This is a genomic window from Microbacterium phycohabitans (assembly GCF_032464935.1).
In the GTDB taxonomy this organism is placed as follows: Bacteria; Actinomycetota; Actinomycetes; order Actinomycetales; family Microbacteriaceae; genus Microbacterium; species Microbacterium phycohabitans.
The window spans coordinates 165110-189802 of record NZ_JAWDIT010000005.1 but is presented as its reverse complement, the minus strand read 5'-3'; the positions used below and the strand labels follow the sequence as shown (position 1 = coordinate 189802).

Below are 24693 nucleotides of genomic sequence, written 5' to 3'. Positions count from 1 at the left end.
AAGGGTGGAATGGGCCGCGAACCCGGGTCCTACAGCCGCTGCCCCAGCGCCCACAGGCGATCCGCGCGCCCCGAGATCGCTTCCGACAGCGCGAACGCCTGCGCGTCGGTGAGGGATGCCACGTAGTCGACGATTCCGCGCGAGCGGGCGAGGCGTTCCGCGTCGGCATCCGACGGGCGGCGCTCCGCGGACAGGGCGGTGTACTGCTCTCGAGCGAGGGCGATGAGCTCGCGCAGGCGCCGCGGGGTGCGCGCGCGGTCGAGGTCGTCGTCGAGCCACTCGCCGAGCGCCCGCACCGACCGGGCGAGGATCCGGCTCATGCCGCGCTGCTGGATCGCCAGGTCGGGGCGGCTGAGCACGAAGCGCTTGTGCACGAACTTCAGCACCTCGACGTGGTGCCAGGCCGACGCCGACAGCACGACGGGGCCGGCGCGCGGGGTGTCGAGCGGGCGCAGGCGTGCGGACTCCTGGAACCGGCGGATCCACCGGTCGGTGAAGGCGGCGAGCCGGCGCTCGGCCGTCAGCGAGCCGTCGAACGGGCGGGCGAGCAGGTCGGTGACCATCTCGGCATCCACGTCGCTCACAGCGGCGAGGAAGGCCTCGTCGTCGGCGATCCACGGGTCGTCGCGGCGCATCTTGCGGCGCAGGCGCTCCAGGCCCGCGCCCGGCGCGAGCTCGGCGCGCACCTCGGCGTCGTCGCGGTCGCGCCACTCGAGCACGTCGTCGAGCCAGCCGCGGAACTCCGCCGCGATCGGGGCGTGATCCAGGATGCCGGCGCGATAGAAGTCGTCGACGTCGTGCACCGAGTACGCGATGTCGTCGGCGAGGTCCATCACGGCGCCCTCGATGCTCTGGCGCAGGGGTTCGGCATCCACTCCCTCGCGCGCGTCGTCGAGGTCTTCGAGGTCGAGGTCGTACGCGGAGTACTTGTGCACGCGATACGCCCCGTCGGGGGAGCGACGGATGCCGCGGGGCGGGCCGATCCGCTCGACGTCGGCCGCGTCGACCGACGGCGCCCACGGGTACTTCGCCGAGGCCGCCCGCACGGCGGCGGTGAGGTTGAGCCCGCGCGGGGCGTTCTCGACCACGTCGAGCGAGACGAGGATGCGGTAGGTCTGCGCGTTGCCCTCGAACCCGTCGGGCAGGCCCAGCTCTTCGCGCGCGAGGCGGTTGAGCGTCGACTCGCCGAGGTGGCCGAACGGCGGGTGGCCGAGGTCGTGCGCGTAGGCGGCGGCCTCGACGACCGTGGCGTTGCAGATGTCGCCCTCGCCGGCCCGACGCGAACGGGTGTTCAGCTGCAGGGCCACCACGCGCGCGATCGCACTCACCTTCAGCGTGTGCGTGAGGCGGTTGTGCACGGGCGCGCCCGAGATCGACGGCGAGACCACCTGCGTCACCGCCGACAGGCGCGAGAAATACGGCGAGAACTGGATGCGCTCGAGGTCGATCGACCACGGATCCGCGCGGGCATCGTCGTGGTCGGGGAAGACCCGGGATGCCGGATTGCCGACGACCGTTCCCCGCTCGACGCGCGCGGGGTCGGCGGGCAGGGGCGGTGCGTCCGCCGCCGGGGGCGTGGTCTCGTCGTGCAGCGTCATCCGGTCCTCTCGCGGCGTCGATGGCGTGGATCCACGCTAACGCGTATGCGGTGGCCGTTCGCCGCGCGCACACCTCCTGCAGAAATCGACCGTTACGGCGCCAGCGGCTTGATGTGACGCCAGATTGCAGGAGTTGTGCTCGTTGACCGGAGGAGCGGCCGGCAGAACGGGTCAGCACGGGCTGGGAGGCGGGGCGTGCACAACTCCTGCGTGAGACGACAGGAGACGTCGGCGGGGACCGGTTCGGTCGCTTCTGCAGGAGTTGTGCACACAGGGGCGATGGCGCGATACCCCGGCGGGGCGCCAGTCAGCCCCGCCGCACCTCCACGTCGACCACGCGGGCGTCGTCGAGACCGAGCTCGTACGTCGGGCCGGTGATACGGAGCCCGACGGCCTCGTCGACCTCCGCACACGACGGTCCGAGCCGCAGCTCCACCTCGCCCGGCTCGACCACGCGACGCATCGCCCGGTCGCTGTACGCCAGCCGCGAGGCGGGCACCGTCAAGCGCACCTCGGCGCGCTCGCCCGGCTCGAGCTCGACGCGCGCGTACGCGACGAGCTGCGCGACGGGCCGCGTGACACTCGCGACCGCGCGGTGGGCGTACACCTGCACGACATCGGCTCCCCGCACGGCGCCGGTGTTCTCGACGCGTGCCGTCACGGTGAACGCGTCGCCCGCCCGCACCTCGGCGGAGGCACCGGATGCCGACCCCCCGGCCGAGCCGACCCCGTCCACCCGCAGCTCCCGCCGCGCGAACGTCGTGTACGACAGCCCGAACCCGAACGGCCGCACCGGTGTCGGGTCGGTGCTGGTCACGCCCGACGGCCCGCCGAGCAGGGGGTGCAGGTACGAATACGGCTGCGACCCCGCCGAGCGGGGGAGCGAGACGGGCAGGCGCCCCGAGGGGGTGGCATCCCCCGTCAGGAGCGCGGCCAGCGCGGGCGCCCCCTCCTCTCCGGGGAAGAACGCCTGCAGCACCGCCGCCGGAGCCGCGGCCCCGTCGAGCGCCCAATCGAGCGCGTACGGGCGGCCGGTCAGCAGCACCAGCACCACCGGGGTCCCGGTCGCGACGACCGCTTCGACGAGCTGACGCTGCACGCCGGGCAGGTCGAGCGAGTCGGCGTCGTTGCCCTCGCCGACCGTGCCGCGACCGAAAAGCCCGGCGCGGTCGCCGACCACGACGATCGCGACGTCGGCGTCGCGCGCGGTGTCGACGGCGGCGGCGATGCCGGAGGCGTCGGCGCCCTCCACCGCGCAGCCCTCGGCGTACGCGACCTCGCCGAAGCGCGCGGCGACGGCCTCGCGCACCGTCGGGATCTCGAACCCGAGCGGGAACGAGGGGTGGTGCGCGAGCACGTGGTTCGCGAACGAGTAGCAGCCCATGAGCGCCTCGGCGCTGTCGGCATTCGGGCCGATGAGGGCGATGCGCCCGGGCTCCCGCAACGGCAGGACGCCGTCGTTGCGCAGGAGCACCGCGCTCTCGACAGCGAGCCGGTACGCCAGCGCGCGGTGCTCGGCGTCGTCGAGGTCGATGCTCGGCGGGGGCGTGGAGAAGTCGGCATCCAGGAGCCCGAGGTCCTCCTTCTCGGCGAGCACGCGCGCGACGGCGCGGTCGACCACCGCCTCGGGGAGGGCCCCGGATGCCACCCGCTCCGCGAGGAAGGGGTAGGCGTCGGGCCCCGGGAGCTCGACGTCGATGCCCGCCTCGAGCGCGAGCTGCGCGGCCTCACCGCGGTCGGCGGCGATGCCGTGCATCGAGCGGAGGAACTCCACCGCGAAGTAGTCCGAGACCACGGTGCCGTCGAAGCCCCAGCGGCGGCGCAGCAGATCGGTGAGCAGCTCGCGCGAGCTGGCCACGGGCACCCCGTCGATCTCGGTGTACGAGTTCATGACCGACCGCACCCCGCCGTCGCGCACGGCCATCTCGAACGGGGGCAGGAACACGTCCTGCAGCTCGCGCTGCCCGGCGGACACCGGAGCGTGGTTGCGCCCGGCGCGCGAGGCGGAGTAGCCGACGAAGTGCTTCAGGGTTGCGTGCACCCCGGACGCCTGCAGTCCGCGCACGAAGGCCGTGCCGATCGTGCCGACGACGTAGGGGTCCTCCGCGATGCACTCGTCGACGCGCCCCCAGCGCGCGTCGCGCACGACGTCGAGCACGGGAGCGAGCCCCTGGTGCACGCCGAGGTCGTGCATCGAGCGGCCGATCGCGGATGCCATGAGCTCCACGGCATCCGGGTCGAACGAGGCGCCCCAGGCGAGAGGCGTGGGGAAGGTCGCCGCCTTCCACGCCGCGAAACCGGTGAGGCACTCCTCGTGCACCAGTGCGGGGATGCCCAGGCGCGTCTCGGTCTTCAGCCGCCGCTGTTCGCCCCACAGCCACTCGGCGCGTTCGATCGGGTCGACCGGGCGGGTGCCGTAGACGCGGGTGAGGTGGCCGAGGCCGTGCGCGGTGGCATCCACGTAGGCGGTCGAGGTGACCTTCTCGCCCGAGAGGGGGGCCACGACCTCGTCGCCCTGGTCGACCCAGTACCCGACGAGCTGAGCGAGCTTCTCGTCGAGGGTCATGTCGGCCACGAGCGCCCGCACGCGGGCGGAGGTCCCGGGCAGGGCGGCGCCGACGTCGGTGTTCTGGATGGTCATGTGGGGTCAGCCCTTCACGGCGCCGGTGAGGCCGCCGACGATCCGGCGCTCGAAGACGCTGAAGAACAGCAGAGCGGGGATCATCGACAGCGAGGTGAAAGCGAGCACGCGCGCGGTGTCGACGGAGTACTGCGAGGCGAACGCCTGGGTGCCCAGCGGCAGCGTGTACACGGCCTCGTTGTTGAGGATGAACAGCGGCAGCATGTACGAGTTCCAGCTGTTGACGAAGGCCAGGATGCCGACCGTCACCACCGCCGGCACCGCGAGGGGCACGACCATGCGCCAGAAGAAGCCGAGGCGGCCGAGGCCGTCGATCGACGCCGCTTCCTGCAGCTCCTTCGGGATCGCCGAGAGGAACGGCGACAGGATGATGATCGTCAGCGGCAGAGCGAAGGCGATCTGCGGCACGATGACGCCCGCGAGGGAGTTCATCAGACCGAGGTTGCGCACGAGGATGTACAGCGGCGTGATCGCCACCGTCATCGGGAACATCAGGCCCGCGGTGAACAGGGCGAACACCGCGCCGCGTCCGCGGAAGCGGTAGCGCGACAGCGCGTAAGCGGCCATGAGTCCGAGGATCACGACGAACGCCGTGGTGGCGACGGCGGCGATCGCGGAGTTGCCGACCTGCCCCCAGAACACGCCGCTGGCGAGCACATCGGCGTAGTTCTCCCAGTTCCAGCGGCTGGGGAATCCGGCCGGGTCGACCGTGATCTCGGCGTTCGAGCGGAAGCCGCCCAGGATGATGTAGACCACCGGGGCCAGCATCATGCCGATCAGCAGCAGGGCGACGAAGGCCACGAGCAGGGAGCTTGAGCGCTTGGCGCCGGCGGGGGAGCGGTGCACGGAGCGCGGCGCCTTCGGCGCGACGAGCGTGGCGGTGGCGGTCATGAGGTACCTCCCGTGAGGGCGCCGGCGGTGTCGCGGCGCAGCACGAAGCGCTGGTAGACGAGCGCGACGGCGAGAGAGATGAGGAACATCACCACGGCCACGGCGCTGCCGTAGCCGAAGCTGCCGGCGTTGCGACCGTTGGCGACCATGTAGGTGGCCATGGTCGAGGTGCCCGCGGTGGAGGCGACGTACTGGCCCCAGATGATCCAGACGAGGTCGAACAGCTGCAGCGAGCCGATGATCGACAGGAACGCCCAGATGCGGATGGTCGGGCCCATCAGGGGCAGCACGATGTTGCGCTGGATCTGCCAATACGAGGCGCCGTCGATCGCGGCGGCCTCGTTGAGCTCCTCGGGGATGCCCTGGAGGCCGGCGAGGAAGAGGATGACGGCGAAGCCGATGTACTTCCACGTGATGATGATCAGCAGGGTCCAGATCGCCAGGGCCGGGTCGGAGATCCAGTCGGCGCGCAGCGAGCCGAGGCCGATCTTCTCGAGGGCGCCGTTGAGGGCGCCGCCCGACTGCAGCATGAGTCCCCAGCCGAGCCCGACCACGACCTCGGAGATGACGTAGGGCACGAAGATCAGCACGCGGATGAGCGACTGGGCCCGCATCTTGCGGTTCAGCAGCAGCGCGAGACCGAGGGCGAGGGGCCCCTGGAGCACCAGTGAGCCGATGACGATGAACGCGTTGTGCCCGAGCGCCTCGTGGAAGGCGGGGTCGGTGAGGATCGTGACGTAGTTGCGGATGCCGACGAAGTCGGTGGGGGTACCGAAGCCCGACCACTTGTAGAAGCCGTAGTAGGCGGCGAGGGCGACGGGCAGGATGACGAACGAGACGAACACGACCAGGGCGGGGCCCAGGAGGATCGCGAGTTCGCCGCGGATGCGCCAGTTCTCGACGCGCCGACGCGCGGTCGGCCGCCCGGCCGAGGGGGCGCGGTGAGCGCCCTCCCCGGCCGGGCGGCGAGACCCGGCGTCGACCGCCGAGGCGGTGAGTTCGGTGGTCATGACCGTGTCCTCAGCGGGATGCCGCGGCGTTGACCGCGTCGACGATGCCCTGCGGGCTGCCCTTGCCGGCGAACATGTCGACGACGGCGACGTTCAGCGCGTTGCCGACGTTCTGGCCGTACAGCGTGTCGAGCCAGACCGAGACGTAGGGCGCCTCGGAGTAGGCCTCGAGCACCGACTGCAGCGCGGGCGTGGTCACCGCACCCTGCGCCTCGGACGAGGCGGGGAGCGTCTGGAACGCGGTGGCGTACGCCTCCTGGTTCTCCTGGTTGACGAGGAAGTTCAGGAAGTCGGTGCACTGCGCGGGGGCGTTGACCCAGCACGAGTAGCCGTCGACGCCGCCCATCATGGCGCCGGGCTCGCCGTCGCCGCCGGGGACCTCCGGGAAGGGGAACCAGCCGAGGTCGGGCAGCGGCTTCTCATCGGGGGTGAGCGAGGCGATCACGCCCGGGTCCCACGCGCCCATGAGCTCCATCGCGGCCTGCTTGTTGGCCAGGAGACCGGCCGACGAACCGGCGCCCTGCTGGGCGGCGGTGGTGAGGAAGCCCTCGTTGAAGGGCGCGGTCGCCAGGAACGACTCGAGGTCTTCTCCGGCCTTCAGCCAGCACGGGTCATCGAAGCTGCGGCTCGAGGCGGCCGAATCGAGCACGTCCTTGGAGCAGGCGCGCAGGGCGAAGTTGTAGTACCAGTGCGCGGCGGGCCAGGCGTCCTTCGCACCGACGGCGATCGGGGCGACCCCGGTGGCCTTGATCTTGGCGTTGGCGGCCTCGAGCTCGTCGATCGTCGCCGGAGCGGAGGTGACGCCTGCGGCGGTCAGCAGGTCTTGCGACGTGAAGATCCCGGAGGGGAGCACGGCGACCGGCATCCCGTAGTTCTTCCCGTCGATCTCGAAGGCCGAGAGCGAGGAGCCGAGGGCCGTCTTGGCCTCCGGGGTGATCTTGTCGGTGAGGTCCATCGCCTGACCGGCCGTGACGATGTCGGCGAGCTTGCCGCCGCCGCGCGCCATGAACAGGTCGGGGGCGTCGCCGGAGTTCAGCGCCGTCTGCAGCTTGCCGTCCATCTCCTCGTTCTGCACAGCCTGGATCTCGACCGTGACGCCGGGGTTGGCCGCCTCGAAGGCGGCGGCGGTGTCTTCCCAGTACTTCTTGCCGTCGCCCGTGGTGGAGTTGTGCCAGAGCGTCAGGGTGACGCTGCCGTCGGCGTTCTGTCCGCTTCCGCCGCCCGCGGCGCAGCCGCCGAGCGCGAGGGTGCCGGCGACGGCGAGGGCCGCTCCGGCGAGGATCTTGCGCGTGTTCATGTGATTCCCGTTTCTCTTCGTCGAGGTGCGCCGTGGGACGCGTCGGTGTTCGGCTGCTTCGCCGTTCCTGCGCTTCTCGGGGTCTGCTGCCCGCCGAGGTGTCAGCAGTGTCGCCCGGGATCTCAGGCCTCGTCAAACGTTTTCGAAAATGATTTCCACGCTAGGGTCGGATGCCATGACGAGGCGCGCCACCATCCACGACGTCGCAGCGGCGGCCGGGGTCTCGGTGGCCACGGTGTCGAAGGCCGTGAACGGCCGCTACGGCGTCGCACCCGAGACGGTGGGACGCGTGCTCGACGCCGTGAAGACCCTGGGGTACGAGTCCAGCCTCGTCGCCAGCAGCATGCGGTCGCGGCGCACGGGGGTCATCGGCGTGCTGGTGGCCGACATCGAGCCGTTCTCCGCCGAGATCCTCAAGGGCGTGGGCGGTGCCCTGCGCGACACCGGGTACGACCTGCTCGCCTACACCGGGGCCCGCCGCGACGGCGAGGGCTGGGAGCGGCGCTCGCTCAGCCGTCTGAGCGGCACGCTCATCGATGCGGCGATCATCGTCACCCCCACGGTGGTCAACGTCTCGAGCGACGTGCCGATCGTCGCGATCGACCCCCACACCGGCCGCGGAGACGTGCCCACGGTCGAATCCGACAGCTTCAGCGGGGCGCAGCAGGCGGTGCACTATCTCGTGCAGCTCGGCCACCGCCGTATCGGCTTCATCGCCGGACGCCCCGATCTGCGCTCGGCCGTGGCCCGCGCCTCGGGGTACCGCGCGGGGCTGTCGGCCGCCGGCATCCCCTTCGATCCCGCGCTCGTCGGCGTGGGTCGCTACGAGCAGGACGTCGCGCGCGAAGCCGCCCACGCCATGCTCGCGCTGGCCGACCCGCCGACCGCGGTGTTCGCCGCGAACGACCTGTCGGCCCTGTCGATCGTCGAGGTCGCGACCGAGCGCGGCCTGCGGGTTCCCGAGGATCTCTCGGTCGTCGGGTTCGACGACGTGCCCGAGGCCGCCCGCGCCCAACCGGGGCTGACGACCGTACGGCAGCCGATGAAGCGCCTCGGCGCCGAGGCCGTCCGCATCGTGCTCGCCCTGCTCGCGGGCGACGAGCTGCCCGAGACGCACATCGAGCTGCCCACGCGACTCGTCGCGCGCGGCACGACCGCGCCCCCGCGCGAGCGCTGAGGCGGGTCGTCCCGGCGCGCTGGGCCGCATCGCCCGGCGCCACACCGGCTCGGGCGCGCCGCACCACCCCGTGGCTCCGGTACCGTCGAGGTGTGAATCCCGCCAGCAGCAAAGACGACGAGGTCGACCTCCTCATCGACGCGTGGTCGCAGTTGCTGCCCGAGGTCGACCTCACCCCCCTCGACGTGATGTCGCGCCTGCGCCGCGCCGCGTTCCACCTGTCGAAGCTTCGCGCCAAGGCCTTCGCCAGCGCCGGCATCGCCGTGTGGGAGTTCGACGTCCTCGCGGTGCTGCGTCGCGCCGGCACCGAACTGAGCGCCACGCGCCTGATCACGGCGACCATGATCGGCAGCGCGGCGATGACGAACCGCCTCGACAAACTCGCCGACCGCGGTCTCGTCCACCGCCGCCCGAATCCCTCCGACGGGCGGGCGATCCTCGTCGCGATCACCCCTGAGGGGATCGAACGGGTGGATGCCGCCATGACCGAGCTCGTGCGCCTGGAGGCCGATGCCTTGCGCGACGTCAGCCGCGCCGACCAGGCCCTTCTCGCGAGCGCCCTGCGGGTGCTGGCCGCCGGCGAGACGCACGAGGCGTGATCGACCTCCTCGACACGCTCTCCCGACGTCCGGTCGTGCTCGACGGCGGACTCGGCACGCTCCTCGAGGCGAGGGGCAACGACGTCACCTCGGCGCTCTGGTCGGCGCGGGTGCTCCGCGACGATCCCGCCGAGGTCCGTGCCGCGCACGCCGCGTTCGTCGACGCTGGCGCCGAGGTCGTGATCACGGCCTCGTATCAGCTCGGTTTCGGCGGCGACATCCCGGATGCCGAGGTCGAGGCGCTCCTGCGTCGGTCGGTCTCCCTCGCCCGCGAGGCGGGCGATGCGGTGGTGGCGGCATCCGTGGGTCCGGTGGGCGCGCTCCGCGCCGACGGCAGCGAGTACACCGGCGACTACGGCCTCACGGTCGACGAGCTGCGGATCGCCCACCGCCGGCGCCTGGAGGTCCTCGCCGACGCGGGCGCCGACCTGCTCGCCGTGGAGACCATCCCCTCGCCGCTCGAAGTCGAGGCGGTGCTTCTCGAACTCGCCGCCCTCGACATCCCCGCCTTCGTCAGCCTCTCGGCCGACAGCACCGGTTTCGCGACCCCGGGAGCGCTCGCCGCGGCGCTGGGTATCGCGGCATCCGGATCATCGGTCGTCGCCGTGGGCGTCAACTGCTGCTCGCCCGGCGCGGTGCTCGGCGCCCTGACCGAGGGGCCCGGCATCCCGCTCGTCGCCTACCCCAACACGGGGGAGACCTGGGATGCCGCCACGCGCACGTGGAGAGGGGCCGCGGCCCCTTTGGCCGCCGACGCCCCGTCGTGGGTCGCGGCGGGAGCCCGCCTGGTCGGCGGCTGCTGCCGCTCGATGCCGGCCGACATCGCCGCGATCGCCGCCGCGGTGCGCTGACGGCGCGCGGGAGGGGTCGACCGGATCTCAGCGCGCGTCGATCACGCGGTCGAGCCACTCCACCAGGAGCGAGCGTTCCGCGCTCGAGAGGGCGTCGAGTCCGGCCGCGTCCGCGCGCAGCGTGACCGCGGCGGTGCGGTGCGCGGGCTCGGTGGACGCGGCGGTCGCCTCCGGGACGATGATGGATCCGAGCACGGCCTCGAACAAGGCGTCGGCGACGGCGGGATCCCGCGCGTCGCTCGGGTGCTCGAGCAGGGTCAGGACCGCGCCGGTCCCCGCCGCGTGGATGAGGGCGACGGCGTGCGCTTCGGAGACGCGCAGTCGGCCGGACGACGCGACGCGGCGGACGCGTTCCTCCAGCGCGTGCACGCCGGCGGCCAGGGCGGGGGAGTCGCGACCGCGTCTGGGATCGCTGAGGAGGACGAAGAGGTCGGGGTGCTCGAGGCCGAATCGCACCGTCTGATGCCAGCCGTGACGGAGGTCCTCGATCGGGTCGCCCCAGGATCGCTCCACGTCGAGGTCGGCGACCTTGCCCGCGCTGAACGTCGCCATCGTCCACTCGGCGACCGCGTCGAGCAGTCCCTCCTTGTCGCCGAAGAGGCGGTAGATCGTGGGGGCCTGGATCCCTGCCCTCTCCGCGACCGCGCGGGTGGTGACGCCCGCGGTCCCCTGGTCGCGCAGGAGCGCGGCGGCGGAGGCGATGATCCGCTCGCGCACGTCGTCTCGGGGCGTGGCGGGGGTCATGTGACGACGATAACAAATACTTGTAAGCGGCGGTAATGAATGTTACCTTTCGAGCGTTTCCATCGATAACACGAAAGGCATTCCAATGATCACCATCACCGGCGCGACGGGTTCACTGAACCGCGCCACCGTCGATCACCTTCTGCAGAGCCTCGACCCGTCCGAGCTGGTGGTGGTCGTGCGGGATCCCTCCCGCGCGGACGATCTCGCGCGTCGAGGCGTCGAGGTGCGGGCGGGGGACTACGCCGATCCACACGGACTCCGGGCGGCGTTCGAGGGTGCCGACCGTCTGCTCCTCGTCTCCTCGAACGACCAGAACGCCGATGCGGCGGCTCTGCACCGCGGAGCCATCCAGGCGGCGAGCGACGCGGGGGTCGGGCACGTGCTCTACACGAGTCATCAGGGGGCCGACGCCAGCTCGCCGTTCGCCCCCGCGCGGGATCACGCGGCGACCGAGGAGGCGCTCGCCGCCAGCGGCCTCCCCTGGACGGCCTTGCGCAACGGCTTCTACGCCCACTCCCTGCAGTGGCTGCTCGGGCCGTGGCGGAAGACGGGGGCGGTGTCGGTGCCTGCTGATGGCCCGGTCTCCTGGACGTCGCGCGACGATCTCGCCGAAGCGGCGGCACGCTTGCTGGGGCGCCAGGTCCTCCCGCAGGGGCCGGTGACGCTCACCGCCACGCACGCCCCGACCTTCGCCGACCTCGCCCGCTGGGCGGGGGAGACTGCGGGTCGTGAGGTCGCCCTCGACGTGATCGACGAGGAGGAGTGGATGCAGCGCTCGCTCGCCGCGGGTCGGCCCGAGGGCGCGGTCCGCTTCACCCTCGGCGTCTTCCAGGCGGCGGAGGGCGGCTTCTTCGCCGGAACGGATCCGGCGCTGCGCACCCTGCTCGGTCGCGAGCCGGTGACGGCCAGGAGCGTCGTGGACTCCCTGGCGCGGGCCTGATCGTCGTCTGAGCCTCCGGTGCCCGGGCAGCGGACGTTCCGCCGCCCGGCCGGCAGGGGAGCCGCGATCGCCGCGGCGGTGCGCGGCCGACGCCTCACGTCCTCCGGCTGCCGTCGACGCTCTCGCGCAGAAGCGTGAGCTGCGCGGCGCGCCAGCCGTACGCGTCCCTCAGGCGGGACCGTACGGTCGACAGCGCCGACGGCACGAGCATCTCCACGCCCCGGTAGACGTCGACCGCCGAGGGGTCGACCTCGCGGGCGGCCATGCGGAGTTCGGTGAGCAGGGCCAGCAGGCCGTCGGGGCCGAGCTCGGTGCGCGCCCGGGGCCAGTCGCCGAACGCGACCCGCGTCCACGGCGCGGTGGTCGCCGCGCCCCCGAACGCGGGAGAACGGCGCACGAGCACGACCGCCACCCCCGCCAGCAGGACCGTGGCCGTTGCGATCACCCCGGCGGCCTCGATGGAGAACAGCGTTCGAGCGAGAGGGGAGTCGCCGAGGGGGCTCGCCTCCACAGCCACCCTGGCCAGGCAGTACGCCGCGAAGCCGCCGGTCGTGCCGGCCAGCACGAGTGCCGAACGGCGCGGGATGGTTCGGGAGCGCGCGGTCAGCACCGCGCACGCAGCGCTCGCCGCCGCGACCGCGAGAACCCTCACCGTGAGCGCGGTGGGGGCGTCGAGCACCACCGAGGTGACCCCGACGGTGAGTGCGAGCGCCACGGCGGACACGACCAGCACCCGCACCTGCCGGGACCGCGGCGCAGACACCGCGATGCACAGCATGGAGGGGGCGAGCACCATCGCGCACGCGGCGATCGCGAGGGCGATCGGGCCACCGCCCTGGAACGCGAGGACGTACATCGCGGTCGATCCGACCGACAGCACGCCCGCCATGGTCGTGACCCGCAGGAAGAAGTGCAGAGGTGCGCGGCTCCCCAGCTGCGGCAGGATCACCCCGATCATGCTCACACCGAGCGCGACGCACATCACCGCGAGCCCGATCGACAGCACCATGGATCCTCCACGCCACATCATGCTCGCTCCGGCGTGCGCGGCCCTCCCCGACGCTCGGGGTTGACGCCGGCTTTCGCGCGGCTCAGTCGAAGTCCGCGGCGAGGGCGTTGCGGTGGTACTCGAAGATGATGCTGGTGCGGGTGGATGCCACGCTGTGCCGCGCCGAGAGATGATCGACGACGAAGCGACGCACCGCGGAGGAGTCGTCCACGGCGATGTGCACGAGGAAGTCGTCGGCTCCCCCGAGGAAGAAGAGCTGGATGACGTCGGGATGCCGACGGATCTCGTGCGCGAACGCGCGGATGCTCTCCTGCCGCTGACCCGGCCGCAGCGTGACGCCGACGATCGCCTGCAGACCGCGACCGAGCCGGCTCTGGTCGACGGCGGCGTGGAACCCGGTGATGAGACCACGGTCGACGAGGGCGCGCAGCCGCGCGTGAGCGGTGGATGCCGCGACGCCCAGGGCCTCGGCGAGCGCGGCGTTCGTCATCCGGGCGTCGGCGGAGAGCAGCTCGATGATGCGGGCGTCGAGCGGGTGCAGGTCGTCGTCGGCCATCGCAGATCCTTCGCGTCGAAGCCGCGCGAAAGCACGGCAGCGCCGATGATACGGGGAATGTTCGGCCATTTCCCGAATAATGTGCGCGGAAACACCACGGAAACACCCCTTTCTGCGATTCTTCCGGCAACGCTCATCCGCTCGAGGAGGAACCCATGCGCGTCGCCGTGCCGACCGAGATCAAGAACAACGAGAACCGCGTCGCGATGACGCCGGCGGGGGTCGACGCCCTCGTGCATCGTGGACACGACGTGCTCGTGCAAGCCGGAGCGGGCGAGGGCAGCGGTTTCTCCGACGAGCAGTACGCGGCCGCCGGAGCGGAGATCGTCGCGACGGCCGACGAGACCTGGGCACGCGCCGAGCTGCTGGTCAAGGTCAAGGAGCCCATCGCCCCCGAGTACGGATTCCTGCGCCCCGACCTCACGCTGTTCACCTACCTGCACCTGGCGGCCGACCGTCCCCTCACCGACGCCCTGATGGCGGCAGGGACCACCGCCGTGGCCTACGAGACCGTCCAGACCGCGGACCGCGCGCTCCCGCTCCTCGCGCCGATGAGCGAGGTCGCGGGTCGCCTGTCGATCATCGAGGGCGCCCACCACCTGCTGCGCGCGTCGGGGGGCCGCGGCCTGCTTCCCGGCGGCGTTCCCGGAACCCCCCGGGCGAAGGTGGTCGTCATCGGCGGCGGCGTCGCCGGAGAGCACGCCGCGGCCAACGCCCTCGGACTCGGTGCGCGGGTCACCGTCGTCGACATCTCGCTGCCCAAGCTGCGCCAGCTCGAAGAGCGCTTCGGCGGCGCGATCGAGACGCGCGCCTCGACGCGCCTCGAGATCGCGGAGCAGCTCGCCGACGCCGACCTCGTGATCGGCTCGGTGCTGATCCCGGGCGCCGCCGCCCCCAAGCTCGTCACCGATGAGATGGTCGCGGCGATGAAGCCCGGCTCGGTGCTCGTGGACATCGCGATCGACCAGGGCGGCTGCTTCGAGGGCTCGCGCCCGACCACCCACGACGCCCCCACCTTCCGCGTGCACGAGGCGCTGTACTACTGCGTCGCGAACATGCCCGGCGCGGTGCCGCACACCTCCACGCGCGCCCTGTCCAACGCCACACTGCCCTACATCACGCGCATCGCCGACGCGGGCTGGGAGGCCGCGGCATCCGCCGACCCGGCTCTCGCCAAGGGCCTGAACGTGCGCGCGGGCGTGGTCGTCAACGAGGGCGTGCGCGCCGCCTTCGACCTCTGAGCGCCTCTCTCCGCCGCGGCGGAGGTGGCTGAGCTTGTCGAAGCCTCCGGTCGTTGTGCGGCGGAGGTGGCTGAGCTTGTCGAAGCCTCCGGTCGTTGTGCGGCGGAGGTGGCTGAGCTTGTCGAAGCCTCCGGTCGTTGTGCGGCGGAGGTGGCTGAGCTTGTCGAAGCCTCCGGTTGGTCTGCGGCGGAGGTGGCTGAGCTTGTCGAAGCCTCCGATCGGTCTGCGGCGGAGGTGGCTGAGCTTGTCGAAGCCTCCGGTTGTTGTGCGGCGGAGGTGGCTGAGCCTGTCGAAGCCACCGGTCCAGGACCGCTCTGCGAAAGCCGCGGAAGGTCAGCACCGCGGGAAGCGATGAGCGCGAGCTTCTTCTCACGCCGCCAGCCCTGGAGCTGCTTCTCACGCGCGAAGGCCAGCTCGACCGCGTCGAACCACTCGGCGTACACGAGGTGCACGGGCCTGCGCTTCCGAGTGAAGGATGCCGCCATGTCGTCGTCGTTGTTGTGCTCCCAGATGCGGCTCTCGAGTTCGCGACCCGTACTGCCGACGGAGAACGAGCCGCCGCGGCATTCGAGGATGTAGGTCCAGGGCATCCGCTGAGCCTGCCACCCCGACGGACTGCGCGGGGGAGGGTGTGGATGACGTCGAGTGGGGGACGGTCCCTTCGACGGGCTCAGGGGCCTGGGATGGCGTGGGGGCTTCGCGTGGGGTCCGGTCCCTTCGACAGGCTCAGGGACCTGGCGTCGCGCAACTCAGGGAGGTGGCGATCGCGGCTCAGCCGCGCACCCAGGCGTAGGTGATCTCGGGGCGGCCCTGGCCGCCGTAGCGCGGCTCCCGGCGCACGCGGCCCACGTCGGCGAGATGCTCCAGGTAGCGCCGGGCGGTGACCCGCGACATCCCCTCGCTCTCGCCCACCTCCGTCGACGAGACCGCGCCCGCCGCGGTGCGCACGCGCTCGGCAACGGCCTGCAGCGTTGCGTCGCTGAGGCCCTTCGGCAGGGCCGGGGAGGTGACCGTGCGCAGCGAGCCGAGCAGGGCGTCGACCTCGGACTGCGTCGCTTCGCCCGCCGCGCGGTCGAGTCCCTCGACGTACGCGCGGTACGCCTCGAGCCTTTCGCGGAAGGCGCCGAAGGCGAACGGCTTGATGAGGTACTGGACGACGCCGATCGAGACGGCCGCACGCACGGTCTCCGCGTCGCGCACCGCGGTGACGGCGATGATGTCGACGCGCGAGCCCATCGCCCGTGCCCGGCGGGCTACGTCGAGGCCGGTGCCGTCGGGCATGGTCATGTCGAGCAGCACGAGGTCGATGCGGCGGTCCGGTTCGCTCAGCGCCGTGAGCGCCGCGCGGGCGCCGGCCGCCTGCCCGGCCACCTCGAATCCGGGCACCCGCGCGACGTAGGCGCTGTGCAGCTCGAGGGCGAGGGCGTCGTCGTCCACGACGAGCACGCGGATCACGCGGTCACCGCCTCGGCGACCACCGGCAGGAAGACGCGCACCGTGGTGGGGTCCGCGCCCACCTGCAGCGTCCCTCCGCGGGCGGCGACGATGTCGCGCACGAGGGCGAGGCCCACGCCGCGACCGCCGGGAGCGTGGGCGGTCTTCGTCGACGAGCCGAACGCGAACGGATCCTCCAGCGTCGGGTCGAACCCCGCGCCACCGTCGGACACCTCGATCACCACGTCGTCGCCGTTCTCGTGCAGCGTCGCGCGCACCCACCGCGGCTCGGCCCCGGCGGCGGCGGCATCCAGGGCGTTGTCGACGAGGTTGCCGACGACCGTGACGGCCTCCTCCGGCGCGAGGGGGAGGGCGGGGGTGGGCTCGGCGACGTCGAGGTCGAGCCGCACGCCGCGCTCGGCAGCCTCGTCGAGCTTGCCCAGCAGCAGCGCCACGACGATCGCGCCCTCGTCGTGCGACACGAGACGATCGGCCAGTTCCTGCCGTTCCCCCGTGGATGCCACGATCAGACGCCGCGCATCGTCGACACGGCCCAGTTCGAGCAGCGCCAGCAGCGCGTGCAGGCGGTTTCCGTGCTCGTGCGTCTGCGAGCGCAGCGTGTCGCTGAGGGTGCGCACGCCCTCGAGCTCGCCGAGCAGCGCCTGCAGCTCCGAACGGTCGCGCAGCGTCATGACCCGTCCGCGTTCGGGGGCACGACGGCCGCTGAGGTCGCGCGCCTCCTCCTGGTTGACCAGCAGCACGCGGTCGCCGTTCACGACGGTCTCCTCGACCATGCGGCGCCCCGTGGCGATGGCCTCGGCGAGGGCGGCATCCATCTCGGCCTCCCGCGGGTCGAGCGACACCTGACCCGACGTGGCCGGGGGCAGGCCCAGCAGGTCGGCCGCCTCGTCGTTGTAGAGCACGATGCGCCCGGAGCGGTCGGTGACGACGAGCCCTTCGCGCAGTGAGTGCAGCACGGTCTCGTAGCTCTCGACGAGGCGCGACAACTCCTCGGGCGTGTACGACCCCGTCACCCGGCGGGCGGTTCGGCGCACGTACAGGGCTCCCAGCACGCCGAGTCCGACGATGGCGGCGGATGCCAGCACGATCAGCGGAGCGCGAGCGGCGATGTCCTGCTGCACGGCGCCGAGGGTGACCCCCACCGCGACGAGGGCGACGATGCCGCCGCTCTCGTCGCCGCCCGCACGGATCGGCGCGATCGTGCGCACGGAGGGGCCCAGCGTGCCCTCGTAGACCTCGGTGAAGGTGCGTCCGGCGAGGGCCTCGTCGCGCGAGCCGATGTACGGCAGGCCAATCTCCGCGCGGTTGGGATGGGTCAGACGGATGCCGTCGGGCGTCATGATCGTGACGAACGACACGTCGGTCTCACCGAGGATCTGCTCGACCATCGGCTGCAGACGGTCCGAGTCGCCCGCTCCCGCGAGAGCGGCGACGTCGGGTTCGTGCGCGATCGTCTCGGCGACCGAGAGCGTGACCTTCTCGGCCTCGCGCTGCCCGGAGTCGCTCAGCTGCACCGACAGCAGGGCGGCGAGGACACCGGCCACGAGCACCACGACGCCGAGCGACACCAGCGCCAGTCGTCCGCCCACGCTCAACCGCATGCCCACCGCCCTTCGTCGCGCCTGCCGTGAACAATACGACCACAAATCGCCCATCGGTTCGCCGTCGACCACAGTCATGTCATCCACTCCGGCGGTCCCGCCGGACAACGAAGACGTTAGGAAAGGGATAGGCGCTGATGGCTCTCTCACTCCGCACCACTCGCGACGGTCGACCGCGTAAGAAGATCGATCGCAACCACTGGCTCTACATCGCCGTCATCGTCGCCGTCGTGGCGGGCGTGATCGTCGGCCTCGTCGCCCCGCAGTTCGCCGTCGGCCTCGAGTCCGTCGGCAAGGGCTTCGTCAACCTGATCAAGATGATGATCGCCCCGGTCATCTTCTGCACGATCGTCGTCGGCATCGGCTCGATCGCGAAGGCCTCGACGGTCGGCAAGATCGGCGGCCTGGCCCTGGGCTACTTCCTCGTCATGTCGACCTTCGCGCTCGGCATCGGCCTGCTGGTCGGCAACATCATCCACCCCGGCGAGGGCCTGAACATCGGCAGCGCCTCCTACGACGCCGTGCCCGAGGCCACCACGACGCAGGACTTCGTGCTCGGCATCATCCCGACGACGTTCTTCTCGGCGTTCACGGGCGGCAGCATCCTCCAGGTGCTCTTCATCGCCCTCCTCTCGGGCTTCGCCCTGCAGGGCATGGGCGAGCGCGGAGCGCGCATGGTCGAGGGCATCCGCAACTTCCAGGTGCTCGTCTTCCGCATCCTCGGCATGATCTTGTGGCTCGCGCCCATCGGCGCGTTCGGCGCCATCGCCGCGGTCGTCGGCAAGACCGGATTCGGGGCCGTCATCAGCCTCGGCATCCTGATGGGCTCGTTCTACCTGACGTGCTTCCTGTTCATCGCCATCGTCCTGGGCGGTCTGCTCTACGCCGTCACGCGGGTCAACATCTTCTCGCTCATGAAGTACCTGGGCCGCGAGTACCTCCTCATCGTCGGCACCTCGTCGTCCGAGGCCGCCCTGCCCCGCCTCATCGCCAAGATGGAGCACCTCGGCGTCTCGAAGCCCGTGGTCGGCATCACCGTTCCGACCGGGTACTCCTTCAACCTCGACGGCACGGCGATCTACCTGACGATGGCGTCGCTGTTCATCGCCACCGCGATGGGCGCCCCGATGTCGATCCCCGAGCAGATCGGTCTGCTCATCTTCATGATCATCGCCTCCAAGGGCGCGGCCGGTGTCACCGGTGCGGGACTCGCGACCCTCGCCGGTGGCCTGTCGGCCTACCGTCCCGACCTCGTCAACGGCGTCGGCGTCATCGTCGGCATCGACCGGTTCATGTCGGAGGCCCGTGCGGTCACCAACTTCACCGGCAACGCGGTCGCGACCCTCCTCATCGGCGCCTGGACCAAGCAGTACGACGGACAGCGGGTGCGCGAGGTGCTCGCGGGCCAGATCCCCTTCGACGAGACCCTGCTCACCGGCCACGACCACTCGGCCACCCCGGCGGCGGATGCCAAGGAGCAGGCTTCGACCGAGGTCGGCACCGGACCCGCGGCCGTCGACACCCAGGCGCTCAACGCCTTCCGCGCTCAGGCGGAAGCGGAGGCGGCGGCGCGGAGCCGCTCGTGAGCCTGGCGCACACCTCGGCGGGGGCGGCTTCGGCCGCCCCCGCCCCTGCGCGCGTCGACCTCGCGCGCACGTGGATGCTGCGTTCGCCGCTCGCGGGCGACCTCGCGACCGCGGCCGACGTGCTCGTGCTCGACCTCGAAGACGGACTGCCCGCGGCGCGCAAGACCGAGGGGCGCGATCGTGCCCGGCGTGCCGCCACCGAGGCGCCCGTGTGGCTGCGCATCAGCGCCGCCGGAACCCGCGACGGCCAGGCCGACCTCGCCCTCGGTCGCGAGCTCGACGGGCGTCTTGCCGGGGTCGTCCTCGCGATGTGCGCGGGGCCGGCCGACGTGGCGCACGTCGCCGCCTCCCTGCCCGCGGGCACCCCGATCGTCGCGATGGTCGAGTCGGCCGCGGCGCTGTTGGCGGCCCCGGCCATCGCCGCGCATCCCGCGACCCGCCGACTGGCGTTCGGCACCGGCGACTTCCGTCGCGACACCGGCATGTCGGCCGAGCGCATCGCCCTGTCGTGGCCGCGTGCCCAGCTCGTCGTCGCCTCGGCGGCCGCGGGCATCGCGGGCCCCATCGACGGCCCGTGCGGTCCGATCGACCAGGCGCACGACGCGGCGCTCCACGCCGTGGCGATGGGTTTCGCCGGCACGCTGGCGCTCCAGGATGCCGCGATCCCCGGGGCTCACGCGGGCTTCACGCCGTCGTCGGCCGAGGTGGAGGCCGCCCGGTCGCTGCTGTCCACCACTCCCGACGGTCCGGTCGACGGCTCCTACGCGCCGACCCTCGCCCGCGCGCGAGCGCTGGTCGCCCGCGCCGAGGCGCTCGCCGCCCTCTGATCCGCGGCGCCGCGTCCCGCGGTCCCGTCACGGAGGTCCCTGAGCCCGTCGAAGGGACGGGGACCACGGCGGCGTTGGGTTCCGGGGGCTTCGACAGGCTCAGCCCCCTCCCCACACGGGTCCCGGGGGCTTCGACAGGCTCAGCCCCCTCGCGTCGTCACCGGGGCTCAGCGACCGCGCCGGAACCACCGGCGCCGCGGCGGGGGAGCGGCCACGGCGGCGGCCTCTTCACGGGCGCGACGTCGCTCGATCCACGCGGCCACCTCGGCATCCACGTCCACCGTCGGAGTCACCACCGGCGGTCCGCCCTGCAACTGCCGGCGCGCCTCGATCACGCGGCGGTTGAAGTCGTCGACCGCCTCGCGCACCTCGGCTTCGTGCGCGATGGCATCCAGTCGGTCTGCCATCTCCTTGTGCTCGACGCGCAGCGTGAGCGCCGGAGGGCCCAGGCCCGTCAGCTGTTCGGTCTCGATCTTGCGGCGGATCCACCAGTCGGGGTCGTGCGAGGTGCTCAGATCGAGGGGCTTGCCCGCCCCGGGAAGGTTGTCGAACTCGCCGCGGCGGATCGCCTGCTGAATCGACGTCTCGACGAACGCCGCACGTTCAGCGGCCGTCGACCCGCGCGCGGGACCCGTCGGCTCCGCCGGTTCGGGGGCGAGACCGGCGTCGCGCAGTTCGCGGTCGAGCCGGTACCGCTCGGCGGCTTGGCGCGGGTCGTCGCTCACGCGGCCTCCCGGCCGTCACGCTCCAACCGGGCGAGGCGCTGGCGGGCCATGTCCTGGGCCCGCGGACCGGAGCCCAGGGCTCGCTCCGTGACGCGCAGGACGACGCGCGTCAGCGCGAGCACCGGCAGCGGCCACCGGCGCACGCCGAGCATCTTGCGGTACCGGCGCGGGATCGTGGCTACGGCGGCGGCGAACAGCACACGATACGACAGGCCCATCAGGCCGGGGAACGGCGGCTTGCGCAGGAACCGCACGACATCGGCGACCCTCTCGTCGCCGCGGAGTTCCCCGCGCTCGTAGAAACCGTCGATCTCGGCGCGCAGCGCCGCGCGGGTGCGGGGAGGATCGACCACGCGCATCAGCCGGCCGGCCGTCGCCCAGTCTGCGACGTAGGCGTCGGGCCCACCGGGGATGGGCTTCTTCGACACCTCGTGCCCCGCGAGAAAGGCGTCGGTGAAGGCCAGGTGCACCCACCGCACGAGGTCGGCGGCTTCGGCCGTGTAGGCGCGCTCGCTGCCGTCGCCGGCGCGGTATTCGCCCTTCACCCGCTGGTGGAACCTCCCGACGCGCCGAGTCTCGGCATCCGCCTGCGTCCGCGAGCCGTAGGTGAGGGTGATGACCCAGCGCACCGTGCCGGTCAGGCGACCGATCGGGTCCTCGCGGTAACGCGACCAGTCGTGCACCCCTGCCAGTGCTCCCGGGTGCAGCGCCTGCAGGAGGAGGGCCCGGATGCCGGCGACCAGCGTCCCCATTCCGGCGTGGACGGTCCACGCGGGGCCGTTCTCGACGAAGTAGCCGGTGTCGTCACCGTCGGCGATCGCCCGCACGTACGGCGCCATGCCGGTCGGATCTCCCGCGAGGGCGACGAGGATCTTGCCGCGCAGGCTCGCGATCCAACCGGGGACGGAGGGGAAGGTCGCGTCGGTCACTCATCCAGCGTGCCACCGTCTGAGCGGGTGGGCTCGGAAAGTGTTCGACGTCGATGATCCTCTCGGCGGACGAGGATCAGTGGCCCTCGTGCGTGACGACCGGAACGGTGCCGTCGTAACGGAGCAGGACGGCATCCTGCGTCGCGCCGAGGGCGGGGGTGACCAGCACGGCGATCACGGCGGCGGCGACGAGCAGTCCCGTGACGCTCATCGGCTGGGCGGGGCGGGATGCCGTGCGCCCACGGCGACGCAGGTGCACCGCCGAGGTCGCCCCGACGACCACGAGCAGAACCGCGGCCGCGGCGACGCCGATGATGCTGGTGTGCGCCGAGGCGACGAACATCAGGGCGGTCGCGAGGGCGAGTGCCGCCAGAGCGCCCGCGAGGGCGAGTCGGGGGACGACGAGGCGTCCGGTCGACAGGGTCGCGGCTCCCCAGGCGAGGGAGGCGAGGCCCAGGATGACCATCCCGATTCCGAGGCCCGTTGCGAGGGCCCCGGAATCGGGACGGACGATCGCACCCGCGCCGAGGGCGGCGATGATGAGTCCGGCCCCCCACGCGGATACGGAGGGCCACGACCGAACGAAGGTCGCGGCGTTCATGCTCAGACCGCCGCGGTGCGGGGGACGTTGCGCTCGGTGCCGAGACCGACACCCAGCAGCACGACCGCGCTGGCGAGGTGCAGGAAGTGGTCGGCCGTGTTCAGCGCGAGGATGTTGGCCGCGGTGCCCACGAGGAAGAAGCCGACGATACCGAGGAGGAGGTAGACCGCTCCGACGGTGGTGTTGACGCCCTTGGCGGCACGCGCGTTGGCGAGACCGGCGACCAGCAGCGCCGCACCGATCAGCAGGTGCGCGATGTTGTGCAGCGGGTTGACCGCGAAGATGCCGAGCAGCAGCCCGCCCTCGGTCGCGATGAATCCGACGCCGCCAGTCACGGCGAAGCCGAGCAGACCGACGAGAAGGTAGACAGCGCCGAAGACGGTGGCCACGATGCGGTTGGGCGAAGAGCTCATGATGAACCTCCCAGATTGTTGGCAGCGACCGTCCGGCCGCTTCTCATCATCTTCGGAGGCAGACCGTGGATCGGATTGCCCTTTGCTTTCTGGGAGCGCATTCCTGTAGAACCCTCGAGCGGGCGTGCCCGGATACGACAGAAGGCCCCCGAGTACTCTCCGAGGCCCTCCGCAACAGCACGACCTTAGGGCGGACGCTCGAGCCCTCGACGGGGATTGCAATTCCCACGGTGTTCACTTAGTGGCGTTTCTGCCACACTCCCCTCATGCGCTTCGAGACGACACTGCTGCAGATCGGCAACAACACCGGCATCGAAGTCCCCCCGGAGGTGATCGAGGCCCTCGGCGGAGGAAAGCGTGCCGCGGTCGTGGTCGACGTCGACGGGTACGTCTTCTCGAGCACGATCGGCGCGATGGGCGGGCGCTCCCTCATCCCCTTCTCCGCCGATAAGCGCCGGGCGACGGGCCTGTCCGGCGGAGAGGCCATCACCGTGGAGCTGACCCTCGATGCGGAGCCCCGCACGGTCGAGGTCCCCGACGATCTCGCCGCGGCTCTCGCGGAAGCCGGCGCGCGCCCCGCTTTCGACGCCCTCGCGCCGAGTGCCCGCAAGGCCCACGTGGTCAAGGTGGAGTCGGCGAAAGCAGCCGACACCCGCGCGCGTCGCGTCGCCGCCATCGTCTCCACACTCTCGAACGCGTAGCGCCGAGCGCGCCGGGCGATAGCCTGGAGCGGGAGGTCCCGTGGGGCGCACGAAAGAGGCCATCGTCGAAGGGCTGTCGATCGCGACAGCCGCGGCGCGACTGACCGTGCGCAACCGCATCCTGGTCGACACGATCGCCCGCGGCGGGCAGTTCGACAATGACGTGTTCGCGGACTTCGCCCGCTCCACCCTGCGCTCCCTCGCCGACGAGCAGGATCAGGCGGCCGAACGGGTGACCCACCAGCGAAAGCGCGCGTGGGGGCGCTTCTCCGACTCCTCGGGCACGCACGACTACCGTGACCGCGACACCCGCAACCTGCGCCGACGCGCGAAGCAGTCGCGCGGCGTCGCGAAGGAGCTGCGCGCCCTCGCCGACGACCCGGACCGTGTGAAGACCCTCGTGGCCGACGCGCGTATCGCCGCCTGGGGCGACGTCGAGGCCAATCTCCGCCAGCGTCTCGACGTCGAGGGCATGACCGCCGACGCCGATCCCGAGTACGCCCAGATGCGCAAGGCCCGCATGGATGCCTTGCGTATGGTCGACCTCGCCCGTCTCGCCTCGCAGGCGAAACGCCGGGCGAAGGAGCGGGCTGAGACCGACGACGACGATGTCGACGACCCTCCCGCGGAGAAGACCGGCAAGAAGAAGAAGTCGCCCGCGCGCTGACCCTCGTCGACACGTCCGGAGCGGTAGCCTCGGCGGCGAGCAGAGGGGATGCCATGGCGCAACGGCGGTTCGGATGTACGTCCCGGGTGGCACGACCCGGCTACGCCCTGGTCTCGGTGAGCGCGCGCGACGCGAACGGCTTCGTGCACCACTACGACGACATCGAAGCGCCGCTCGGGTCGCTGCACGAGGCGATCGCGATCCTGCAGCTGAACTCCGTCGCCACCGACGCCGCCCATCGGGGCGAGGAGACCGCCTGACCCTGGCCGCCGTCTGCGGTCGGAGTCGCCGGAATCCATCGCGCGCGCAGAACCGGGGGACGAGCTCTTCTCGCCGGGCGCCCACACCGATGCGCGTGCCCATCGCCGACCCGCGCCGCGGAACGGAAAAAGCCCCGGCTCAGAATTTCTTCTCAGCCGGGGCTTGTCACTGTCTCAACACAGTGTGCGCCCGAAGGGACTCGAACCCCTAACCTTCTGATCCGTAGTCAGATGCTCTATCCATTGAGCTACGGGCGCAGGGCCTCCGCGCGAAACGGCGCGCAGGCCGTAGTCCAGCATAGCCGGGACCCCGGGAGACGTCTAATCGGGCCCGAACCGCGTGCATCCCGGGCGTGGCGCAGTGATGACCG

General features: G+C 71.8%; 24 protein-coding genes, 1 tRNA gene and 1 pseudogene. 10 read left to right on the top strand and 16 right to left on the bottom strand.

Translation table 11 applies throughout. From position 1 onward, the window contains the following. Positions 1 to 29: 29 nt before the first annotated feature. The 5 genes from RWH44_RS14430 to RWH44_RS14410 all read right to left on the bottom strand — a co-directional run bounded on the left by RWH44_RS14430 (position 30) and on the right by RWH44_RS14410 (position 7437). Positions 30 to 1598: a deoxyguanosinetriphosphate triphosphohydrolase family protein gene (locus RWH44_RS14430; RefSeq protein ID WP_316005111.1), complete on the bottom strand. Its 1569-nt coding sequence runs from the start codon at positions 1596 to 1598 to the stop codon at positions 30 to 32. A gap of 307 nt (positions 1599 to 1905) precedes the next feature. Continuing rightward, on the bottom strand, positions 1906 to 4239 hold the full coding sequence (locus RWH44_RS14425) for a beta-xylosidase/alpha-l-arabinosidase (RefSeq protein ID WP_316005110.1): 2334 nt from the start codon (positions 4237 to 4239) through the stop codon (positions 1906 to 1908). Positions 4240 to 4245: 6 nt separating this feature from the next. After that, positions 4246 to 5130: a carbohydrate ABC transporter permease gene (locus tag RWH44_RS14420; RefSeq protein ID WP_316005109.1), complete on the bottom strand. Its 885-nt coding sequence runs from the start codon at positions 5128 to 5130 to the stop codon at positions 4246 to 4248. After that, positions 5127 to 6140 (bottom strand): carbohydrate ABC transporter permease, encoded by a 1014-nt coding sequence (locus tag RWH44_RS14415; protein WP_316005108.1) that lies wholly within the window; start codon positions 6138 to 6140, stop codon positions 5127 to 5129. The genes RWH44_RS14420 and RWH44_RS14415 overlap by 4 nt, the downstream gene beginning before the upstream one ends. Before the next feature lie 10 nt (positions 6141 to 6150). Then, complete coding sequence (locus RWH44_RS14410) at positions 6151 to 7437, bottom strand: extracellular solute-binding protein (RefSeq protein ID WP_298874074.1); 1287 nt, start codon at positions 7435 to 7437, stop codon at positions 6151 to 6153. 175 nt (positions 7438 to 7612) lie between these two features. Here RWH44_RS14410 and RWH44_RS14405 point away from each other — a divergent pair, with 175 nt between their 5' ends. The 3 genes from RWH44_RS14405 to mmuM all read left to right on the top strand — a co-directional run bounded on the left by RWH44_RS14405 (position 7613) and on the right by mmuM (position 10064). Beyond that, on the top strand, positions 7613 to 8614 hold the full coding sequence (locus RWH44_RS14405; protein WP_316005107.1) for a LacI family DNA-binding transcriptional regulator: 1002 nt from the start codon (positions 7613 to 7615) through the stop codon (positions 8612 to 8614). 92 nt (positions 8615 to 8706) lie between these two features. Continuing rightward, a complete protein-coding gene (locus RWH44_RS14400) occupies positions 8707 to 9213 on the top strand; it encodes a MarR family winged helix-turn-helix transcriptional regulator (RefSeq protein WP_298874072.1) in 507 nt (168 codons plus the stop codon). Next, positions 9210 to 10064, top strand: coding sequence for a homocysteine S-methyltransferase (gene mmuM, locus RWH44_RS14395; RefSeq protein ID WP_316005106.1), 855 nt, complete (start codon positions 9210 to 9212; stop codon positions 10062 to 10064). The genes RWH44_RS14400 and mmuM overlap by 4 nt, the downstream gene beginning before the upstream one ends. 27 nt (positions 10065 to 10091) lie before the next feature. Here mmuM and RWH44_RS14390 read toward each other — a convergent pair whose 3' ends face one another. Beyond that, the gene (locus RWH44_RS14390; RefSeq protein ID WP_316005105.1) at positions 10092 to 10808 is read right to left on the bottom strand and encodes a TetR/AcrR family transcriptional regulator; all 717 of its coding nucleotides are present in this window, start codon (positions 10806 to 10808) and stop codon (positions 10092 to 10094) included. A gap of 85 nt (positions 10809 to 10893) precedes the next feature. Here RWH44_RS14390 and RWH44_RS14385 point away from each other — a divergent pair, with 85 nt between their 5' ends. After that, positions 10894 to 11751 carry an NAD(P)H-binding protein gene (locus RWH44_RS14385; RefSeq protein WP_316005104.1) on the top strand — a complete coding sequence of 286 codons (858 nt, stop codon included), beginning with the start codon at positions 10894 to 10896 and terminating at the stop codon, positions 11749 to 11751. A 94-nt stretch (positions 11752 to 11845) separates the two neighbouring features. Here RWH44_RS14385 and RWH44_RS14380 read toward each other — a convergent pair whose 3' ends face one another. Beyond that, positions 11846 to 12760, bottom strand: a complete 915-nt coding sequence (locus tag RWH44_RS14380) for a hypothetical protein (RefSeq protein WP_298874068.1) — start codon at positions 12758 to 12760, stop codon at positions 11846 to 11848. An 82-nt stretch (positions 12761 to 12842) separates the two neighbouring features. Then, on the bottom strand, positions 12843 to 13316 hold the full coding sequence (locus RWH44_RS14375) for an Lrp/AsnC family transcriptional regulator (RefSeq protein ID WP_298874067.1): 474 nt from the start codon (positions 13314 to 13316) through the stop codon (positions 12843 to 12845). Between the two features lie 155 nt (positions 13317 to 13471). On the opposite strand from RWH44_RS14375, the gene ald reads away from it, so the two are divergent. Continuing rightward, a complete protein-coding gene (gene ald, locus RWH44_RS14370) occupies positions 13472 to 14557 on the top strand; it encodes an alanine dehydrogenase (protein WP_298874066.1) in 1086 nt (361 codons plus the stop codon). 374 nt (positions 14558 to 14931) lie between these two features. Here the strand turns inward: ald and RWH44_RS14365 are convergent. The 3 genes and pseudogenes from RWH44_RS14365 to RWH44_RS14355 form a co-directional block, all read right to left on the bottom strand. After that, positions 14932 to 15147, bottom strand: a pseudogene (locus RWH44_RS14365) (GIY-YIG nuclease family protein); the annotation flags it as partial. 181 nt (positions 15148 to 15328) lie between these two features. Further along, entirely contained in the window at positions 15329 to 16012 is a 684-nt protein-coding gene (locus tag RWH44_RS14360) for a response regulator (RefSeq protein ID WP_298874064.1), read from the bottom strand. Continuing rightward, the gene (locus RWH44_RS14355; RefSeq protein ID WP_316005170.1) at positions 16009 to 17691 is read right to left on the bottom strand and encodes a sensor histidine kinase; all 1683 of its coding nucleotides are present in this window, start codon (positions 17689 to 17691) and stop codon (positions 16009 to 16011) included. The genes RWH44_RS14360 and RWH44_RS14355 overlap by 4 nt, the downstream gene beginning before the upstream one ends. Positions 17692 to 17750: 59 nt before the next feature. Between RWH44_RS14355 and RWH44_RS14350 the strand changes: the two genes are divergently transcribed. Together RWH44_RS14350 and RWH44_RS14345 are read left to right on the top strand one after the other, a co-directional pair. Next, a complete protein-coding gene (locus tag RWH44_RS14350; RefSeq protein ID WP_316005103.1) occupies positions 17751 to 19199 on the top strand; it encodes a cation:dicarboxylate symporter family transporter in 1449 nt (482 codons plus the stop codon). Further along, entirely contained in the window at positions 19196 to 20026 is an 831-nt protein-coding gene (locus RWH44_RS14345; protein ID WP_316005102.1) for an aldolase/citrate lyase family protein, read from the top strand. The genes RWH44_RS14350 and RWH44_RS14345 overlap by 4 nt, the downstream gene beginning before the upstream one ends. Positions 20027 to 20193: 167 nt before the next feature. Here the strand turns inward: RWH44_RS14345 and RWH44_RS14340 are convergent, their stop codons facing one another. The 4 genes from RWH44_RS14340 to RWH44_RS14325 all read right to left on the bottom strand — a co-directional run bounded on the left by RWH44_RS14340 (position 20194) and on the right by RWH44_RS14325 (position 22694). Then, on the bottom strand, positions 20194 to 20751 hold the full coding sequence (locus tag RWH44_RS14340) for a DnaJ family domain-containing protein (protein ID WP_316005101.1): 558 nt from the start codon (positions 20749 to 20751) through the stop codon (positions 20194 to 20196). Then, entirely contained in the window at positions 20748 to 21590 is an 843-nt protein-coding gene (locus RWH44_RS14335; protein WP_437127303.1) for an oxygenase MpaB family protein, read from the bottom strand. The genes RWH44_RS14340 and RWH44_RS14335 overlap by 4 nt, the downstream gene beginning before the upstream one ends. Positions 21591 to 21756: 166 nt before the next feature. Further along, on the bottom strand, positions 21757 to 22281 hold the full coding sequence (locus tag RWH44_RS14330; protein WP_316005099.1) for a hypothetical protein: 525 nt from the start codon (positions 22279 to 22281) through the stop codon (positions 21757 to 21759). Positions 22282 to 22283: 2 nt separating this feature from the next. Next, complete coding sequence (locus RWH44_RS14325) at positions 22284 to 22694, bottom strand: DUF4383 domain-containing protein (protein WP_264631631.1); 411 nt, start codon at positions 22692 to 22694, stop codon at positions 22284 to 22286. 266 nt (positions 22695 to 22960) lie between these two features. On the opposite strand from RWH44_RS14325, the gene RWH44_RS14320 reads away from it, so the two are divergent. The 3 genes from RWH44_RS14320 (at position 22961) to RWH44_RS14310 (ending at position 24322) form a co-directional block, all read left to right on the top strand. Next, on the top strand, positions 22961 to 23395 hold the full coding sequence (locus RWH44_RS14320) for a YdeI/OmpD-associated family protein (RefSeq protein ID WP_316005098.1): 435 nt from the start codon (positions 22961 to 22963) through the stop codon (positions 23393 to 23395). Positions 23396 to 23435: 40 nt separating this feature from the next. Further along, the gene (locus RWH44_RS14315) at positions 23436 to 24062 is read left to right on the top strand and encodes an asparagine synthase (protein WP_316005097.1); all 627 of its coding nucleotides are present in this window, start codon (positions 23436 to 23438) and stop codon (positions 24060 to 24062) included. An 86-nt stretch (positions 24063 to 24148) separates the two neighbouring features. Further along, positions 24149 to 24322, top strand: coding sequence for a hypothetical protein (locus RWH44_RS14310; RefSeq protein ID WP_316005096.1), 174 nt, complete (start codon positions 24149 to 24151; stop codon positions 24320 to 24322). Between the two features lie 185 nt (positions 24323 to 24507). Here RWH44_RS14310 and RWH44_RS14305 read toward each other — a convergent pair. Continuing rightward, a tRNA-Arg gene (locus tag RWH44_RS14305) sits at positions 24508 to 24580 on the bottom strand. Positions 24581 to 24693: the final 113 nt, after the last annotated feature.